Annotated in this window: 14 protein-coding genes and 1 pseudogene; 13 read left to right on the forward strand and 2 right to left on the reverse strand. The window is 71.2% G+C overall.

From position 1 onward, the window contains the following. The 8 genes from A5706_RS15020 to A5706_RS15055 all read left to right on the forward strand — a co-directional run. The coding region (locus A5706_RS15020) for a glycosyltransferase family 4 protein (RefSeq protein ID WP_156767134.1) at positions 1–456 on the forward strand (456 nt) is incomplete at its 5' end. Next, positions 453–1,904, forward strand: a complete 1,452-nt coding sequence (locus A5706_RS15025) for a hypothetical protein (RefSeq protein ID WP_068131954.1) — start codon at positions 453–455, stop codon at positions 1,902–1,904. The genes A5706_RS15020 and A5706_RS15025, both read left to right, overlap by 4 nt. Then, the gene (locus A5706_RS15030; protein WP_068131964.1) at positions 1,885–3,126 is read left to right on the forward strand and encodes a class I SAM-dependent methyltransferase; all 1,242 of its coding nucleotides are present in this window, start codon (positions 1,885–1,887) and stop codon (positions 3,124–3,126) included. Before A5706_RS15025 ends, A5706_RS15030 begins: the two co-directional genes overlap by 20 nt. Then, positions 3,123–4,220: a class I SAM-dependent methyltransferase gene (locus A5706_RS15035; RefSeq protein WP_068131965.1), complete on the forward strand. Its 1,098-nt coding sequence runs from the start codon at positions 3,123–3,125 to the stop codon at positions 4,218–4,220. The genes A5706_RS15030 and A5706_RS15035 overlap by 4 nt, the downstream gene beginning before the upstream one ends. Further along, positions 4,217–5,332 (forward strand): glycosyltransferase family 4 protein, encoded by a 1,116-nt coding sequence (locus A5706_RS15040; protein ID WP_082964397.1) that lies wholly within the window; start codon positions 4,217–4,219, stop codon positions 5,330–5,332. The genes A5706_RS15035 and A5706_RS15040 overlap by 4 nt, the downstream gene beginning before the upstream one ends. 3 nt (positions 5,333–5,335) lie before the next feature. Then, positions 5,336–6,871, forward strand: a complete 1,536-nt coding sequence (locus A5706_RS15045; RefSeq protein ID WP_068131966.1) for a polysaccharide biosynthesis tyrosine autokinase — start codon at positions 5,336–5,338, stop codon at positions 6,869–6,871. Further along, positions 6,868–8,358, forward strand: coding sequence for an O-antigen ligase (locus A5706_RS15050; protein WP_068131967.1), 1,491 nt, complete (start codon positions 6,868–6,870; stop codon positions 8,356–8,358). Before A5706_RS15045 ends, A5706_RS15050 begins: the two co-directional genes overlap by 4 nt. Continuing rightward, complete coding sequence (locus tag A5706_RS15055; protein WP_068131968.1) at positions 8,355–9,467, forward strand: glycosyltransferase family 4 protein; 1,113 nt, start codon at positions 8,355–8,357, stop codon at positions 9,465–9,467. Before A5706_RS15050 ends, A5706_RS15055 begins: the two co-directional genes overlap by 4 nt. Here the strand turns inward: A5706_RS15055 and A5706_RS15060 are convergent. Further along, on the reverse strand, positions 9,450–11,126 hold the full coding sequence (locus A5706_RS15060) for a hypothetical protein (protein ID WP_068131988.1): 1,677 nt from the start codon (positions 11,124–11,126) through the stop codon (positions 9,450–9,452). The two genes, A5706_RS15055 and A5706_RS15060, sit on opposite strands and share 18 nt — an antisense overlap. Before the next feature lie 11 nt (positions 11,127–11,137). Next, positions 11,138–13,003, reverse strand: coding sequence for a bifunctional diguanylate cyclase/phosphodiesterase (locus A5706_RS15065; protein WP_068131973.1), 1,866 nt, complete (start codon positions 13,001–13,003; stop codon positions 11,138–11,140). 250 nt (positions 13,004–13,253) lie between these two features. Here A5706_RS15065 and A5706_RS15070 point away from each other — a divergent pair, with 250 nt between their 5' ends. From A5706_RS15070 to A5706_RS15090, 5 genes and pseudogenes are all read left to right on the forward strand, one after another. After that, entirely contained in the window at positions 13,254–14,048 is a 795-nt protein-coding gene (locus A5706_RS15070; RefSeq protein ID WP_068131979.1) for an FkbM family methyltransferase, read from the forward strand. An 87-nt stretch (positions 14,049–14,135) separates the two neighbouring features. Beyond that, positions 14,136–15,323, forward strand: a complete 1,188-nt coding sequence (locus A5706_RS15075) for an NAD(P)/FAD-dependent oxidoreductase (RefSeq protein WP_068131982.1) — start codon at positions 14,136–14,138, stop codon at positions 15,321–15,323. Next, positions 15,320–16,222: an RNA polymerase sigma-70 factor gene (locus tag A5706_RS15080; RefSeq protein WP_068131984.1), complete on the forward strand. Its 903-nt coding sequence runs from the start codon at positions 15,320–15,322 to the stop codon at positions 16,220–16,222. Before A5706_RS15075 ends, A5706_RS15080 begins: the two co-directional genes overlap by 4 nt. A gap of 16 nt (positions 16,223–16,238) precedes the next feature. Then, entirely contained in the window at positions 16,239–17,492 is a 1,254-nt protein-coding gene (locus tag A5706_RS15085; RefSeq protein ID WP_068131986.1) for an aminodeoxychorismate synthase component I, read from the forward strand. Between the two features lie 131 nt (positions 17,493–17,623). Continuing rightward, positions 17,624–18,336 (forward strand): annotated as a pseudogene (locus tag A5706_RS15090) (hypothetical protein); the annotation flags it as partial.

Genomic DNA, 18,336 nt, shown 5'->3' on the forward strand with positions numbered 1-18,336 from the left:
GGCGACCTGGCCGACATGCCTTGGGAGCTCTCGATATTCGGCGACGGACCCGACCGGGAGCGGCTGCAGGCGCGCACCCCCGCCGCGCTGCGCGACCGGGTGCACTGGCGCGGCTGGTCGGCCGGGCCGGGTCCCGCGCTGGCCGAGGCCGACCTGTTGTGCGTGCCCAGTCGCTCCGAGGCGTTCCCGCTGGCCATCCTGGAAGCGATGGCGCGGGCGGTACCCGTTGCCGCGTCGGCGATTTGCGCCGTTCCGGAGATGCTGGACTTCGGGAAGGCCGGTTTCGTCGTCGAGCCGGTCACGGTGTCGGCGTGGCGTGAGTGCCTCGCCCAGATCCTGGCCGACCCCGCCGCGCTGCCATCGGTGGGACGGCGCGGCCACGAGCGCATGCGCCTGCATTACACGGTGGAGGCGATGGCCGACGAGTACCTCGAAGCCATCGAGGCCGTGCTGTGAGCGCGTTGAGACTGAACTGGAAATCGGCCCGCCGCACCAAGCGTCGCGAACGGGCGGCCGTCATCGAACCGACTCCGTGGTACGAAACGGCGATCCTGGGCGGTGGGCCGGCCGGGACGGGGGCGCTGGTCTGGGCGGCACGTCACGGTCGGCTGGACGCGTGGCTGGACGGCGGTGTCGCGTTGGTGGAGCAAGCCGACGAGCTGGGCGGGACGCTCGGCCGATACGCCCTTAACGCGGACTCGCGCGGCACCTCCTTCCTGGAGTGCCTGGACGGCCCGGATTGCTCCCCGTTGCTGGCCGACGTCGGGGCCGATCCCGTTGCGCAAGAACTGGAACGCTTCCGGGCCACGCATCCCACGCTGGAGCTGGTCGATCGCTTCGAGCGGCGCCTCGGTGCCGCCATTCTGGCCGAGTTCGACCGGCATCCGAACAGCCGCGCCTTCACCGGCACACGCGCCGAGGCGATCCGGCTGCAGGATGACGGCTCGGTCGCGGTGTTCACCGCCGGCGCCGACGGGCGGCGCACGCTGATCCGCGCCGCCAGCGCGGTCGTCGCGATCGGCGGGCGGCCGAACGCGGCCTGGTCCGAGATCGAGGTCACGCCCGGCGTCCACCTCGGGGACTGGCGCGAGAAGATCGTGTCCAGCCACCGGCTCCTCAGCCGAGGCGGCGCGCAGGAGGTCGCGCGACGGCTGGCCCGCGTGCACGGCAGCCCGCGCGTGGTCATCCTGGGCGGGGCGCACAGCGCATTTTCGGCGGCATGGATGCTGCTGGAACAGATTCCGGGGCTGAGCTTCGGTCCCCGCGGCGTCCAAATCCTGTATCGCAGCGAACCGCGCCCCACTTATGCGTCGCGTGCCGCGGCCCACGTCGACTTCTACGAGTTCTCCGAATCCGACGTGTGCGCGGCCACCGGGCGCGTGCATCGGCTGGGTGGGTTGCAGGGCGACGGCCGCGAAGTGTGGCGGCGCATGCATCGCAAGCCCGGGGCCGAGCCGGACGACCGCGCGGTGGCCATGCCGATCGGCGGCCTGTCCCGCGCGGGCCTGCTCGGTCTGCTCACCGACTGCGATCTGATCATCCCGGCCCTCGGCTACCGCCTCGCGGCACCGCCTATTTACAACGCGCGCGGGACGCGAGTCCCGTTGGCGCACAGCGGCCCGGCCGTCGACACGCACGCCCGGCTGTTGGACCGGTACGGCACGCCGATCGCGGGGGTCTTCGGGGTCGGACTGGGCAGCGGGTTTTTGCCCTGGGGCGCGATGGCCGGCGAAGAGTCCTTCTCCGGCCAGCAGAACAGCCTCTGGCTCTACCAGAACGGCCTGGGCAAGCTCATTCACGACAGCACCCGCCGGCGGGCGCAACGCCTCACCCCGAACATCGAACCCGCCCAAACATCCAGCTGCACAGAGAATTGGGAGCCATATGCTTTGCCGGTTGTGTGACTCGGAGCGCCTGCTCAGCGTCGTGGACCTCGGCGCCACTCCGCCGTGCGAGAAATTCCTCACCGCCGAGGAACTCGACCTTGCGGAGCAGACCTTCCCGCTACACCTGCGGTTGTGCGAGGACTGCCTGCTGCTGCAGATACCGGCGCTGATCACGCCCGAGGACACCTTCACCGAATACGCCTACTTCGCTTCGTATTCGGACAGCTGGGTGCAGCACGCCAAGCGCTTCGTCGACGAAGCGATCCCGCGGCTCGGCCTCGGCCCGGATTCGCGGGTGGTCGAAGTCGCCAGCAATGACGGCTACCTGCTGCAGCACGTCGTCGCGGCGGGCGTGCCATGCCTGGGAATCGAGCCGTCCGAGAACGTCGGCGCCGCCGCCCGCGCACGCGACATCCCCACGCTGACAGCGTTTCTGGACGAGAACACGGCGAGCCAGGTTCGTGAGGAACACGGGCCCGCCGACCTCGTCGTCGCCAACAACGTCTACGCGCACATCCCCGATCTGCGCGGCTTCACCCGCTCGCTGCGCACGCTGATGGACGACGACGGCTGGCTGAGCATCGAGGTACACCATGCGCTGAACCTGGTGCGGCTGGGGCAGTTTGACACGATTTACCACGAGCACTTCCAGTACTACACCCTGTTCTCGGCGATCTGCGCGCTGGCCACATCCGGGCTCGCCGTGGTTGACGTCGAGCTGCTGCCCACCCACGGCGGATCGATGCGCATCTGGGCCCGTTCGGCGGATATCGCCTCGCGGCCGACGGAGCGGGTGGAGAGGGTGATGCGCGCCGAGGAGGCCGCGGGTCTGCACCGTGCCGACGGCTATTTGCAACTGCGTCCGCGCGCGGAGGCGATCCGGCACGACCTGCTGCGGTTCCTGCTGGATTGCCGAGCCGACGGCAAGCGCGTCGTCGGCTACGGCGCGCCGGGCAAGGGCAACACCCTGCTCAACTATTGCGGAATCCGAACCGACCTCCTCGAATACACCGTCGACCGCAACCCGTACAAGCATGGGCGCTTCACCCCGGGGACCCGGATCCCGATCTACGGACCCGAGCGCATCGCCGAAGACCGCCCGGATGTGGTGCTGGTGTTGCCGTGGAACCTGGAGGCGGAGCTGACCGAGCAGCTTCGTTACGTCGCCGAGTGGGGCGGCCAGCTCGTCTTTCCGCTTCCGACCCTGCACGCGGCCGAAATTGGTAGCGTGCGCCGATGACTACGTGCCGGGGGTGCGGCGGCACCGATCTTCGACGGGTCCTGGACCTGGGGACCGTGCCGGCCGGCGACGACTTCCCGCCGGTCGCCGAACCCGTGCGCCCCGAGGAATCGTCGCATCCCCTGGCGATGGAACTCTGCGGCCGCTGCGGCCTGGCCCAACTCGCCGACGACGACACCGCCGCCGCTGAGCCGCGCGGCATCGAGCCGCAGGCCCTGCGCGACCAGGCGGCCGAGGCCGTCCGGCGCGTCGCAGACGCGGGCTGGCTGCGCGGCACCACCGTACGAGAATTCGGCAGCCCGCACGGCGGAACCTGGTTGCCGCTGCTGGCGGAGCGCGGATTCGCCGAGGCGGAACGGGCCGACGTCGTGCTCGACTCGTTCGGCATCATGCACGAGCCGGACCAACGGCAGGCCTTCCGTCTCCGCGCGGCGGCCACCGCGCCCGACGGCGTGCTGCTGCTGCAGTTCCACTCGCTGTTGACGATCGTGACCCAGGGGCAATGGGATGCGTTGCGCCACAGTCACTACGCCTACTATTCGCTCACGGCATTGACCGGGTTGCTCGCCGCGGCCGGCATGGGCGTGGCCTCGGCGTGGGAGTTCGATCTCTACGGCGGCACCGTGCTGGTTGCCGCCGTGCACGGCCGGGTCGACCCCGACGAACGCACCGGGGAAATCTTGCGGCGCGAGCAGAGCGCCGGGATCACCGACGCGGCGGTCGTCGGCGGTCTGCAGCGCGACGCCGAGCGCCACGCCACCCAGTTGCGCGACTGGCTGCGGCAGCAGGCGAACGACCGGCGCACGGTGTACGGGTACGGCGCCGGTTCGCGTGTGCCGGCGCTGTTCAACATCGCCGGCGTCGACCGGCAACTGTTGCGGGCCGTCGCCGACGCGTCACCGGCGAAGCAGGGGCGCCGGATTCCCGGGACCGACGTCGGCATCATCTCGCCCGAACAGCTCATCGCGGCCGACCCCGATCGCGTCATGCTGACATTGCCGGATCTGTACGACGAGGTGCGGCGCGCATACCCGCAACTGGAGGGCCGCTGGTCGATCGACCCCGGCGCGGTCAGGGACCGGGCGTTGACATGAATCCCATTCGGGTGCTTTGGCTTTCGCCATGGATGCGGCCGCTGGCGCGCGTTCAGGTCGAGGCGCTGCGGCGGCGCGGAGCCGACGTGCTGCTGGTGACGTCCGACCAGCACCCCGAGTCGGACGCCGCCCGCGACTACGAGCTGGTGCTCGACCCGCGGTTCCGGACGGCCGCGAGCTGGCCGTCGAGTTTCGCCGCCTGGCGCCGCATCCGCGAATACCGGCCGCAGGTGGTGGTCACCGAGCTGGTCCGCGATCCACGCTGGATGGCATTGGCCGGCGGTGTGCCCCGGGTGCAGCTGGTCCACGACGACAGCCCCCACGACGCCGGCGAAGCGCGGCCGGCCTACGAGCGTGCGGTGTTCGACCGCTGGGGCGCCCGCTCGGCCGCAACGGTCACCTACAGCGACTACGTCGCGGAAGCCATCAGCACGCGGCGAGACGTCGCCCGGACGCCCGTGCACACGTTGCCGCTCACCAGCGACCTAGACGTCGACCTCGTGCCGGCGCCGGTCCGCGCCGAGGCGCGCCGCGATTTCGTGATGGTGGGCCGGCTCAACCCGTACAAGAACATCGACGTGGTGCTGCGGGCCTGGCAACGACACGTGACCGGCGACGGCTGGCGCGGCGACGACCTGGTGCTGATCGGCGACGGGCCGATCGCCCTGCGAAGCGCGCGGCTACCGGAACACGCGCGGTGGTGCTCGGGCACGTACCGCTACGCCGACGTCGTCGAGACGCTCTCGGCCGCAAAGGGTTCGGTCGCCCACTACCGGCGCGCCTCGCAGAGCGGTGTGCAGGTGCTGTCGATGCAGCTCGGCGTGATGCCGATCGTCTCCACCATCGGCGGGCTGCCGGAATACCAGCCGCCGGGCGGCCCGACGGTGGACGTCGACGACGTCGCGGGGCTGGCCGCAGCGTTCGACAGGCTGGCGGACCCTGCCGCCGCCGCGCGCCTCGGCGCCGAGGCCGCGCACCACTACGCGCAGCGCTTCAGCGTCGACCGGGTCGCCGACCGCATGCTGGATATCCTCACAGAGGTCTTGGTCACACACCCGCCGCACGGCGCGCGTGAGCTCGAGAGCGCCGGCAGGCGCCGGGAAAGGTTTTAGCCGATGGATTTTCGCACGTTTGTCCGAACGTTGGCGGCCCACTGGAAGCTGTTCGTCGGGGCGCTGCTGGCCTGCCTCGCCGGGGCCGCGGCCGTGACTGCGTTCCAGACGAAGAGTTACCAGTCGTCGGCCACTGTCCTCATCTCGTTCTCGGGCGAGACCGACCTGGCCCAGGTCTATCAGGGCACGCAGGCCGCGCAGGAGCGGTTGTCGTCGTACGCCGCGATCGCCGGCGGCCACGCGGTCGCGGAGCGCGCGGTCAAGCAGTTTCACCTGCCGATCGGCGCGGACGCCCTGGCGAGCGCGACCCACGTGGAGTACACGCCGAAGTCGACTCTGTTCACCATCTCGGTCACCGATACCGACCCGAATCGTGCCGCGACACTGGCGAAGGCGATGGCGGACACGTTCACCGGGCTGGTCGGCACCCTCGGTGTGAACCCGAAGGACCCGGTGGCGCTGGTGAACAGCTCACCGCCGCAGGCGCCGCCGGCGCAGACGCCCCCGCCATCGGCGCCTGCGGCGCAGGACACCGACGGCCAGCCCGGCGCCGAGGCCACCCCGTCGGCCGAACCCTCGGTCGTCCCGCAGCCGGCGCAGCCCGCGGCGACGCCGCCCCAGCCCCTCGCCCCGAACATGCCGATCGCCCGGGCCACCATCGTCGAGCAGCCCGGCGTGCCGGACAGCCCCATCAAGCCGGTGCCGGTGCGCAACATGGCCATGGGCCTTGCCGCCGGCTTGCTGCTGGGCACCGGGGTGGCGTTGACCCGCGAGGCCACCGACCGCAGCGTCCGTGACCGAGCCAAGCTGGAACGCCTCTCCAATTTGCCGACCCTGGCCGAACTACCCGGAAAGCGGGGCAGCGCACCGCGGTTCGGAACCGACATCTCGTTCGACGACGCGGTCCGCGGCCTGCGGGCGCGCCTGCTGCGCGCGCTCGAACCGGGGGCGCGCCGGGTGCTGCTGACGGCGCCGTTCGGCGGCGAGGGAACCACGACGACGGCCGTGAACCTGGCCCGGGCATTCGCCGAATCCGGCGAAGAGGCGCTGCTCGTCGAGGGCGACACCCGCCGACCGGTGATCGCCGGCCTGCTGAAGGTCGACTCCGGGGAGGGGCTGGGCAACGCGCTGTCCGACCCCGACATCGCGGCCGAAGCCGTTAAGCCGACGTCGATTCCGCGGCTTTTCATCCTCGCGGCGCGGGCCGCCCGCCGGGACACGCTGCCCAGCAGCGCGTACCTGCCGGAGGTGCTCGACAAGGTGCTGGCCGATGTGTCGGCCACCTTCGACCGAACGGTGATCGACGGCCCACCGGTGCTGGCGACGGCCGACTCCGGCCTGCTGGCCGCCGCGGCGCAGGCCACGGTCCTGGTCGTCCGCGCGGGGCGCACCACCGAGGACGAACTCGCCGACGCGCTGACCGCGTTGCGCGCCGCCGGCGCCGACGTCGTCGGCACGGTGCTGACCGACGCGCGGATACCCCGGCACGCCCGGGCCGCGGCCCGGACCTACCGGACCAAGGTGGGCCGCCCGGGGTGATCCTGTATCTGCGCAATCGGCACCGGTTGGCGATGTCCGGGGCCGTCCTGACGGCATTCGCGCTGGGCTGCTTCGTGTTTGGCGTGCTGTCCGTGCGCAACACAACCCAGGGCGTGATGCTGATCGGCCTGTCGTTCTGCCTGGTGATCTACTGGACGAGACCCGCGACGATGATCGGCGTCGCCCTGTTCCTGGCGTTCGCGGCGCTGCCCCAGGGCCTACACGTCGCCAAAGTGATTGGGCCCGTGTCGATCAACGCCTACCACGTGGCGCTGGTCCTGGCCATCTGCTTCGTGCTGCCGGCCGTGCGGCTGCGCTTCTCCGAATACCTGCTGCCGGGGATGTTCGTGCTGACGGTGGCCTACTTCGCCGCGGTCGGCTTCGCGATGGGCCACCCCGCCCCAATCGTGGTGCGGGAGGCCACCTTCCTGCTCGAGGTGGTCGGCGGTTTCGTCCTGGCGCTGGTGATCGTGTACGGCGACTACGTCAAGCTGTCGGTCCACGCGATGGTCCTCACCCTCTGGTTTTCCGCCGGCATGGCCGTCGCCAGCTCCTCGGGCGGGCTGCGGCTGGCGGGGCGGTTGGAAAGCCTGCAAACCGACACCGGCGACACGGCCAACCGCGTCATCACCGCCACCCTGACACCGGCGATCGCCGTGCTGGCCGCGCTGGTGGCCGCCCAGATCGTCGGCCGCCTCAAGCCCGTCTGGTATCTCGTGTTGGGCCTGCCGGCGCTGATCATCTCGGTGCTGGCCTTCTCCCGCAATACGCTGATCGCCCTCGGGGTGGCGGCGGTGGTGGCGTTCTTCGCCACCCTGGGCTGGTCGTCCCTGCGCCGGGCGGCCCGGCTGGCCATCGCCGGCGCGGGGATCCTGGCCGTGGCGGTGCCCGGCGCGCTGTTCCTGCTGCAGCACTCGACAGCCGGGGACTGGCTGGGCGATCAGATCACCGGGTTCAGCCACCGCGTGTTGGGCGGGGTGTCGAGCAATGCACTCGCGGTGGACTCCTCGACGCTGGCCAGGCTGGCCGAGGACGCCAACCTCAACCGCGCCATCGCCAAGGCGCCGGTGTTCGGCCACGGCCTCGGCTACGCCTATCAGGAGCCGTTCGGCAACGACCCGGACGAATTCACGAACACGTTGGGCACCACCTATTCGCACAACTTCTACCTGTGGTGGCTGGCAAAATCCGGCGCGGTGGGCATGGCCGCCTTCGCGGTGTTCGCGCTCACGCCGCTGATCCGGGCGCTGCGCAGCGCATCGGCGCCCGCGAAGGCCAGCGCCGCCGTCAGCGCCGGCCTGCTGGTGATGAGCGTCGTCGACCCGCTGCCCGAGGACCCGGCCAACGCCATGACGCTGGGCATGGCGCTGGGCGCGGCCCTGGCGTTCGCCCGCCTGTGGCAGCGGTCCCGCGTGTCCGGCGAGGACGTCGACCACACCAGTGAGCCCGCCACCGAGCCGCTGATCCCGGCCGCGGTGACGCGGTGAGCGGGCCGGTGCGGGTGCTGGTGTTGGGGCCGGCGCCCGCGGACGCGAGTAGCCGCGGCGGCATGGCGACGGTCGCCGCCCTGATGGCCGCGCATCCCGACGAGCGGATCGGCGTCAGCGTCGTGCCCACCTACGTGGACCGGTCTCGACGGGTGCGACTGCTGGTGGGCGTGCGCGGAATGATCTGGGCCAGTTGGTTGCTCATTCGCCGCCGCGCCGACGTGCTGCACGTGAACATGGCCCACGGCGGCAGCGTCGTCCGCAAGGCGGTGCCGTTGTGGGCGGCGCGGCTGGCTGGCGTGCCGGCGGTGGTACACGGTCATAGCTACGACTTCGGCGGCTGGTTCGACCGGCTGCCGGCACCGGCGCGGGCGACGGTGCGCCGCGCCCTCGTCGCCGACCACTGGCTGGTGCTGGGCCGTCGCCACGTCGACGAGTACGCGGACCGGTTAGAGCTGTCCGCCAATCGAATCAGCGTGCTGCACAACGCCGTTCGCATCCCGGAGACACCCGTGACCCAAACGGGCGTCGGCCGGGTGCACGCCGTGGCGCTGGGCCGGATGGGGACGCGCAAGGGCAGCTATGACATCGTCTCGGCCGTGGCCGCGCTCGACGGGTCGGTCCGCGAGCGGCTGCGGGTCACGCTGGCCGGCGACGGCGACGTGGACGGGGTCCGCGCCGCGGTGGCGGCGGCGGGTGTGGGCGATACGGTTCGCGTGGTCGGCTGGCTGGAACCCCCGGCCCGCGACGAATTACTCTGCACCGCGAACATTTTCCTGCTCCCAAGCCGCGACGAGGGCCTGCCGATGGCGCTGCTGGAGGCGATGGCGTACGGCCTGGCGCCGGTGACCACCACCGTCGGCAGCATCGGCGAGGCGGTGAGCGACGGGGTCACCGGCATCGTTGTGCAGCCGGGTTCGCCCGCCGAGATCGCCGACGCGCTCAGCGCGCTCGTCACCGACGACGGCCTGCGTGCGGGGCTGGGCGCCGCCGCGCGCGCCCGCGCCGTCGACTTCGGACTGCAGCGCTGGCACGAGTCACTGGCCCGACTGTGGACCGGCCTGGCCGCCGATGCCCGCGGCGGGACCAGGTCACTGCCCGTTGGTTGAGGTGGTCGAGTCGCGCGGAATGTCCAGCGTCGCAATCGGATACAACCCCGCGCCGTCGCGGCCGTCGCGCGCCAACGACATCGGCGCGTAGTTCACCACGTGCGAGGCGCCCGGCTTGTGCTGCTGCCAGTCCACCGAGGCGCGCAGCGTGTAGTGGCCCGGCGCCAGGCCCGCCAGGTCGACGCGCACCGACTCCGTCGTCGTCGCCGGGACCGCCTCCTCGCGGGACGAGCCGGTGTCGTCGCTGACCAGCGCCTTGAGGTTGACCGTCGCCGGTAGGCTCTTGACCACCGCCCCCGTGAAATCCACCAGCTTGTACCCGGGCGTCCACTGCTCGGTGGCCGCGGCCGAGCCGTAGTTGGTCCAGGCGACGGATATGCTCGCCGTCTTGCCCTGAATCGACTGGGAGCCCGGCCGCGCCTCGACCGAATACCGGTAGCCCGCAGAGATATTCGCCTGGGCCCACAGCAGAAACAGGCTGGGGTCCATCGCCGACCGGGAGTCGCGGTCCGCGAAGTTGGCGCTCGACGTCATCGACACGTGGTACCTGACAACGTCGTGCAGGGCCTTCTCATAGTAAGACCGCGGATCGGTCCCGCTGGGCAACTGGCACCACTCGGTGATCACCGGCGCAGAGGCCATCCGCTGCTTGATCGCGTTGACGACGGCGTCGTTTGACCGCACGTACTGCGAGTCGTTGGATTCGGCCCAGGCCGGCAAGGGCGCCTGGACGCCAAGGCAATCCGAGCGGATGCCGACCGGCGCCGACAGCTTTTTGGTGACGTCGTCGGCCAGTAGCTCGCGCACGATCTCGGGATTCTGCGGGGTGACCACCAATTGCGTCTGGGGGAAGGCGTTGACGTTCGCCGCCACCAGCTGCTGAATCGATGCCTTGGTGATGCTTTGATCCCGGAACTGGCTGTAATAGCCCAGCATTCCGACGCTTTCGTCGGGCCCGGGGCCGGGGGCGCCCAACACGTCACGCAGGTACGCGATGTGGTTCTCGCTGAAGTCGCCGTAGCCGGAGAACTCGAAAACGCTGAGCCGCTCGTCGCCGTCGTAGCGGCGACCCAGCGCGGCCAGCAGTTGCCCGAACGCGCCCAGGTAGGCCGGGTCGTTCCAGCTCGGCACCACTTGGGTCACCCCGGGCGTGGGGCTGTTCGGCGGGGCCGGATAGCTGGTGGACGACGACCGCATCCAGTCGGGAATCGCGAGGTTGGTGTTGTCGGGATACGAGTCGTTGCAACAGGAGTTGTAGGCGTACACGCGAAGCGTCATCCGCATGTTGCGGTTGGCCAGCTTCGTCAGCGCGTCGTCGATCACGCTGAAGTCGAAGCGGCGATCGTCGGGGGCGTCGGGCGGCAGGGTGTGCGGGTCGACGGGCTGCAGCTGCCGCCACGAGACGCGCAGGCTGGCGTCGTAGGACGCGGGCCACGCCGGGTATCGCTGCTGGGCCGGATTGCCTTGCGGGAACAGCGGAACCAGCAAGTCCTCGTACTGGCCGCGCAGCGGGTTGGCGATCTCCTGAACCGTCGGCGGGATGGCCGGGAAGACCATCGCGGACAGCGGTCCCGGGTTGGGGTGACCGCCGCAGCCGTTCAGCAGCAGCGCCGTGCACGCGATAACGGCGGCAGCGCTCTTTTTGAATGAACGGAGCATCGTCACCGGGGTTAGATCGCGCCTAACGACAACGCCTCGCGGTCGGCGAGGAACGGCATCGGCATCCAGCGCGCGGACAGCAACGCTTCCATCGCGTTGCCCGGCACCGGGCGGGACAGCAGGAAGCCCTGCGCCCGGTGGCACCCGTGTTGCATCAAAGTCAGTGCGGCGGCGGGGGTTTCGACTCCCTCGGCGACCAGTTGCAGGCCGAACGCCTCGGCCAGGCCGATGATTGCCCGGACGATGGCCAGGTCGCCGGCGTTGGTGCCCAGGTCGCGGACGAACCCGGTGTCGATCTTGAGCATGTCGACCGGGAGGGACTTCAGATGCGACAGGACCGCATAGCCGGTGCCGAAGTCGTCGATGGCGATCTGGACCCCGACCTCCTTGAGCTCGTGCAGGGTCTTGCGGGTGGTTTCGATGTCGTGCACGACGGCCCGCTCGGTGATCTCCAGGCAGACCGATCCGCCGTCGATGCCGAACTCGTCGATGGTGTCGGCGACGCTGCGCACGAAGCCGCGGGTGATCAGTTGGACGGGCGACACGTTGATGCGCAGGCTCGCGCTCTGCCCGACGCCGTTGGCGCGCCAACGGCTGAATTCGGCGCAGGCGCTTCGCATCACCCACCGGCCGAGTTCACCGGCCAGGTTGGTCGATTCGGCCACCCCGATGAACGAGTCCGGCAGCAGCAGGCCCCAGATCGGGTGCCGCCACCGGACGAGTGCCTCCGCGGCCACGATGGCGCCGGTCCACAGGTCGACCTCGGGCAGGTAGTGCAGCAGCAGCGCCTCGCTGTCGATGTCGCCCTGCAGGTGCAGCTCGATGTCGTTGCGGAAGGCACTCTTCAGCGACATGTCGTCGGTGGACAGCGCCACCTGGTTGCCGCCCGCGCGCTTGGCGGTCAGCACGGCCTCGTCGGCCCGGCGCAGCAGGTCGGTGCTGTTGTCGCGCCCCGGCATGCCCACCGCGAGCCCGATGCTGACGGTGCGGGTGATCATGTGTCCGCCGATGGCCAGCCGCTCGCGCAGCATCGCCCCCAGCCGGCGGGCGAACGACTCCGCCGTCCCCGTCGACATCGGCTGGTCCGGGATCACGACGAACTCGTCGCCGCCGAGCCGGGCGATCATGCTCTGGTTGCCCGCGCACACCCGGATCCGTTGCGCGAACACCCGGATGAACCAGTCGCCCGCGGTGTGCCCGAGGTAGTCGTTGATCGGCTTGAGCCGGTCCAGGTCGAGGTACAAGACGGCGACCGGCCCCGGGCTTCCCGGCGCGAGCCGTTCGGAGAGGTGCGCGACAAGAGCCCGCCGGTTGTACAGGCCGGTCAGGTCGTCGTGCTCGGCCAGGTAGCGAAGCTTCTCTTCGGCGGCGATCCGCGCCTGCAGCTGCGCGAACAGCGCGGCGATGGCCTCGAGCGTGTTGATCTCTTCTTGCTTCCACTTGCGGGCGCCGTTCTTGACGAAGCCGAGCACGCCCGTGGTGGCCTCGCCCGAGACCAGGGGCGCGGCGGCCACCGAGGGCGACGTGGGCTGCTTGGACCCGCCCAGCCGGCGGGGAAACCCGCGGTTGTTCTGCTCCGGCCGGATCACCACCGGCTTGCGGCCGTGCTCGCACTGGGCCAGCACCGGGTCGGCGCTGGTGAAGTGGACGACGGCCAGCGGATCCGGGTCCGGAACGTCGGTGCGCGGCGGCCACTCCGCCACCAGCACCGAGGCGCGGATGTCGTGGTCGTGGTGGCGCAGGAAGCAGGCGTCGAGATCGAACTGCTCGACGAGCTGCGCGAGCACCTTCTCGCTGACCTGGGTCGCGGTTGATCCCGTCGCCTCCATCAGCTGGGTTGCCACGGAGGTGACGACGAGATCCAGGCTTCGCGGCAAGGACTCCTCCGATGGGCATGTCCCAGCTGGGCTTGGCCGGTTCGGGGGCCCAATCAGGGGATGTTCGTCTTCCAGTTTGCACTCCCCCGATGCACGCCGACGGGCATTGGGGATCCCCATACTTTCGCGGTGGTTGCATTCGGCCCGGGGCAGGTCACGAATAGATGCGAAGCGTATCATGTGCGACCCGGCGCGCGACCCGCTCGAGCCCGGCCCCCAAAGCCCCAAAAAGGATGGGAGACCACCGCAGATGCCCGTCGCAAGCTCGGCGAAACGTTGGCTCGCGCCGGCGGCAAAGACGTTGGCGCCGCGGCTGTTCTGGCGCCGCAAGTACGGCATCCTGCAACGGCTCGGCGAGGCGCGCCCGGACGTGCGGCTGGTCGCGTCGCTGTGCGATCCGAACCGCGTCTCGCTGGACATCGGGGCCGACGTCGGCGAGTTCACGATCGCGATGCTCGCGTCGTCGCGCTCGGTGATCGCGTTCGAACCCCGGCCGGCCCAGGCGCGCGAGTTGGCGTCGATGTTCGACGCGGTCGGCGCGCCGGTCCGGGTGGAGGCCGTCGCGCTCTCCGACACGCCCGGCGTCACCACGATGCGGGTGGTCGAATCCGACCCGGGCCGCAGCACGATCGATGCCGACAACGCCCTGGGCGACGCCGGCGGCGACGCGGTGCAGAGCATCGAGGTGCCGGTGAAGCGGCTCGACGACCTGAGCCTCGGCGATGTCGGCCTGGTCAAGATCGACGTCGAGGGCCACGAACTCGCCGTGCTGCGCGGCGCGACGGAGACCCTCGCGCGCAACCGGCCCGCGGTCCTGGTCGAGGCCGAGGAACGCCATCACCGCGGCGCCGTCGCCGCGATCACCGAGCTGCTGACGGGACTCGGGTACGAGGGCTTCTTCGACACCGGTGACGGCCGGCGGCCGATCGAGGAGTTCGACGCGGCCCGGCACCAGAACCCGGCCAACATCGGCGGGCGGGAGGACGGCTGGGCGTCCCACGGCGTCTACGTCAACAACTTCGTCTTCGTCCCCAAGGGCGTGTGAAACGGCTCACAGCTCTGCCCGGACTGTCACGGTCGGCCGGCCCGCGGTGTCTCAAGGGCACGAGTTCCGTGAGAGTAGGAGACAGAAATGAACCAGCCGGCCGCCCCAAGAACCCACGTCGTCGTCGTCGGCGGCGGATACGCCGGAACCCTGGCCGCCAATCACCTGCGCCAGCGCCCCGACGTCGACATCACCCTGGTCAACTCGCGTCCGGTGTTCGTGGAGCGGATCCGCCTGCACCAACTGGTCGCCGACACGAGCGCGGCGGTCGCCGACTACGACACGCTGCTGGGCGAGGGCATCGGGCTGGTGATCGACGCCGTCGAGCGCATCGAGTCCGCCGACCGCCGGCTGGTGCTGGCCTCCGGCGCCGAGCTGGACTATGACTACCTGATCTATGCCGTCGGCAGCACCGGCGCGATGCCGCTGACCGTGCCGGGCGCCGCCGAGTTCGCGCACTCGGTCGCGGACCTGGAAAGCGCGCAACGGCTGCGCTACGCGCTCGCCGACCTGCCGCTGGGTTCGCCCGTCACGGTCGTCGGCGGCGGGCTGACCGGCATCGAGACCGCGTCCGAGCTGGCCGAGCTGGGGCGCCCGGTGACCCTGGTGTGCGGTGGCATCCTCGGCCCCTCGCTGAGCGAGAAGGGCCGGCGGTCCGTGGCCAAACAGCTGCGCCGCCTGGGCGTCAACGTGCTCGAATCCGGTGCCGCGAGCGAGGTGCGCCGGGACGCGGTGGTGCTCACCGACGGCGCCGTGCTGCCCAGCGCGGCGACGGTGTGGACGGCGGGCTTCGCCGTGCCGGACCTGGCCGCGCGCAGCGGGCTGAGCACCGACTCGCTGGGCCGGCTGCTCACCGACGAGACGCTGACCAGCATCGACGACCCGCACATCGTCGCCGCGGGTGACGCGGCCGCGCCGTCCGGGCAGCCACTGCGGATGAGCTGCCAAGCCGCCGGCCCGCTCGGGGTCCAGGCCGCCAACACGGTGCTCAGCCGCATCGCGGGAGAAGCGCCGGCGCTGCTGAACCAGGCGTTCACTGGCCAGTGCATCAGCCTCGGCCGCTCGCACGGCACCATCCAGCTCGCCCGCAAGGACGACACCCCGGTGGAGGTGTACGTCGGCGGTCGGTTGGCGGCGTCGGTGAAGGAGACCGTCTGCAAGGGCACGCTGTGGTTCATTCGCCGCGAGGCCGCCAAGCCCGGCTCCTACTTCTGGCTCAAGGGCGGCAGGCGGGTCGCGCAGTCCCCGGCCGACGAACAGGTCGCGCTGCCGTGACCCGTTCGTCGGAGCACGCCGAACGATTCACGGTGCTGCGGCCGCTGCTGTTCACGATCGCCTACGAGATCCTCGGCTCGGCGACCGAGGCCGACGACGTGCTGCAGGACAGCTACCTGCGGTGGGCCGACGTCGACCTGTCGGCCGTGCGGGACACCAAGTCGTATCTGGCCCAGCTGGTCACCCGGCAGGCGCTCAACGCGCTGCGGGCCGACGCGCGCCGCCGCGAGGAGTACGTGGGGCCGTGGCTGCCCGAGCCGCTGCTCCTCGACGACCAGGACCCCTCGGCCGATGTCGTTCTGGCGGAATCGGTTTCGATGGCGATGCTGGTCTTGCTGGAGACGCTGAGCCCCGACGAACGGGCGGTGTTCGTGCTGCGCGAGGTGTTCGGCTTCGACTACGGCGAGATCGCCGAGGCGGTCGGCAAGCCGGCGCCGACCGTGCGTCAGGTCGCGCACCGCGCGCGCGAACACGTGCGGGCGCGGCGGAAGCGCTTCGACGCAACGGATGCCGAGCGCAACGCGGAAATCACCGCCCAGTTCCTGGCCACGGCGGCCAGCGGCGACGTGGAGGCGCTGATGGCGATGCTCGCCCCGGACGCCACCTGGACGGCCGACAGCGGCGGCATCGTCAGCGCCGCCCGCAGGCCCGTGGTCGGCGCCGAGCGGGTGGCCCGGGCGATCGTGGGGCTGATGCGCAAGGCCGCCGGCTTCGCCGGGGTGCGCGTGGACATGGTGACGTGCAACAGCGCCCCGGCCGTGCTGCTCTACCTCGGCGAACGGCTCGAAGGGGTGATCACGCTGGAGATCGCCGGCGACAAGATCACCAACTTCTACGTGATGCGCAACCCGGAGAAGCTGGCGGCCATGGCCACCGCTCGCGACATCAGCCGCGGCTAGGCGGCAGACTAGGGCGGTGCGAACCGACCGGCTTGGCGACCTCGGCGCCGCGCCCCGGGTGCTGCGCGCCGTCGGTGATGCCACCGACCGCCTGGGGTTGCCGCCGCCCGCCGCGCTGACGGGCGAGTGGTTCGGTTCGCTGGCGGTGATCGCGCCGAGCCTCGCGGCGCGGCCGGTCGCCGTCGACGACGCCTTCGCGGTCCGGCTGGGCCTGCCCGCGCCCGACTCGGAGGCGGTCGGCGGCGGCTGGGTCGGCTACCTGTCCTATCCCGATCCCGCCGCCGACGGCGGGGCCACCCGGATCCCCGAGGCCGCCGGCGGCTGGACCGACTGCGTCCTGCGCCGCGACCGCGACGGGGCCTGGTGGTACGAAAGCCTGTCCGGCGCACCGATGCCGGGCTGGCTGGACGCCGCCTTGGCGGCCAGGCCGGCGCCGCCGCGCGATTGCCGCATCGACTGGGGCGGCCCCGACCGGGCCGCGCACCGCGGCGGGGTACTGGCCTGCCTGGAGTCGATCCGCGCCGGCGACGTCTATCAGGCCTGCGTGTGCACGCAATTCACCGGGTCGGTCAGCGGGGCTCCGCTGGATTTCTTCGTCGACGGCGTGGCGCGCACCTCACCGGCCCGGGCGGCATACGTCGCGGGGCCGTGGGGTGCGGTGGCGTCGCTGTCCCCGGAGCTTTTCCTGCGACGACGCGGTGCGACCGTGACGTCCAGCCCCATCAAGGGCACACTGCCGCTCGATGCCTGGCCGTCGGCGCTGCGGGCTTCGGCCAAGGACGTCGCGGAAAACATCATGATCGTGGACCTGGTCCGCAACGACCTGGGCCGCGTGGCGACCGTCGGCACGGTCACCGTGCCCGAGCTGCTGGTGGTGCGGCGCGCGCCGGGCGTGTGGCACCTGGTGTCCACGGTGTCGGCGCGCGTCCCCCTCGAGCTGCCGACGTCGGCCCTGCTGGACGCCGCGTTCCCCCCGGCGTCCGTGACCGGTACCCCCAAACACCGTGCGCGGCAACTGATTTCGCAATGGGAGCACAGCCGCCGCGGCATCTACTGCGGAACGATCGGCCTGGCCTCCCCGATCGCCGGATGCGAGCTGAATGTCGCGATTCGCACCGTCGAGTTCGACGCGGGCGGCGGCGCGGTGCTGGGCGTCGGCGGCGGGATCACCGCCGACTCCGATCCCGACGCCGAATGGGAGGAATGCCTGCACAAGGCGGCCCCGATCGTCGGGCTGCCGTTGGTCGCGACACCGGCTCAAGCCGGCTAGGAGACCGGCCGGTGAAGCATCGGAGCCGCCGCCGTAAATTTCGGCTAACACCCCACGCCACGTGCCGCTTTTGCTTAAGCTTCATGGATTGACCCGCGCCGATCGCGAGTCGACTGCCGGAGGGGGCCGTCATGAGAATCGCTGTCCTGGGCGCCGTCGCGTCCGCCCTGATGGGCGGGACGCTGGCGGTCACGCCCCTGACCTCGGTCAGCACGCCGCTGCCGGCCGCGGGACCCTGCGGCAATGGCGGGGCCCCCTGCCAGAAGGTGGCGTCGGTCCTGATGCCCGAGACGCCGCCGTCGGCGCCCGGCACGCAGGCCGCTCCCGCCGCGAACACTGGGGACGCCCCCAAGCCGGTCGCAGAGGCCACCAACCCGGCAATGCCCGGCGGACCGGCTACACCGGGCGGGTCCGCGGCGCGCGCGGTGCCAGGGCTGGGCGGATCGGGAGGCGGCGCGCCGGCCGCGGCGTTACCGGGCGGGTTCGACACGGGTTTGCCTGACTCCGCGGCCGCGGTCCTCCCGCAACTGCCCGGCGCCATAGACAACGCGGCCGCGATCTCCGCCGCACCCGCCGGGGCACAAACCGCCTGGTCGATCGTCCAGGGCGTCGTGGGCGTCGGAACCACCGTGGTCGGCGTGGGAACCAGCGTCGTCGCCACCGCGTCCACCGCCGCCATCGCGCTCGCCTACCTCAAGAGCAGCGGCCTGCTGCCGGCCGGCTTCACCCTGGGCGTGCCGGCCGTGCCGGCCATCCCGGGGCTTGCCACCGCGGCGGCGGCCGTTCCGGGCGCGGCGGCGGCCGTTCCGGGCGCGGCTGCGGCCATCCCGGCGGTGCTGGCGCC

It is taken from the genome of Mycobacterium sp. E796, assembly GCF_001672815.1.
Taxonomy (GTDB): domain Bacteria; phylum Actinomycetota; class Actinomycetes; order Mycobacteriales; family Mycobacteriaceae; genus Mycobacterium.

Coding starts and splice junctions, on each gene's coding strand:
- A5706_RS15030 (WP_068131964.1), top strand. CDS start 1,885: ATGCTTTGCCGGTTGTGTGACTCGGAGCGCCTGCTCAGCGTCGTGGAC.
- A5706_RS15035 (WP_068131965.1), top strand. CDS start 3,123: ATGACTACGTGCCGGGGGTGCGGCGGCACCGATCTTCGACGGGTCCTG.
- A5706_RS15075 (WP_068131982.1), top strand. CDS start 14,136: ATGAACCAGCCGGCCGCCCCAAGAACCCACGTCGTCGTCGTCGGCGGC.
- A5706_RS15040 (WP_082964397.1), top strand. CDS start 4,217: ATGAATCCCATTCGGGTGCTTTGGCTTTCGCCATGGATGCGGCCGCTG.
- A5706_RS15045 (WP_068131966.1), top strand. CDS start 5,336: ATGGATTTTCGCACGTTTGTCCGAACGTTGGCGGCCCACTGGAAGCTG.
- A5706_RS15070 (WP_068131979.1), top strand. CDS start 13,254: ATGCCCGTCGCAAGCTCGGCGAAACGTTGGCTCGCGCCGGCGGCAAAG.
- A5706_RS15060 (WP_068131988.1), bottom strand. CDS start 11,126: ATGCTCCGTTCATTCAAAAAGAGCGCTGCCGCCGTTATCGCGTGCACG.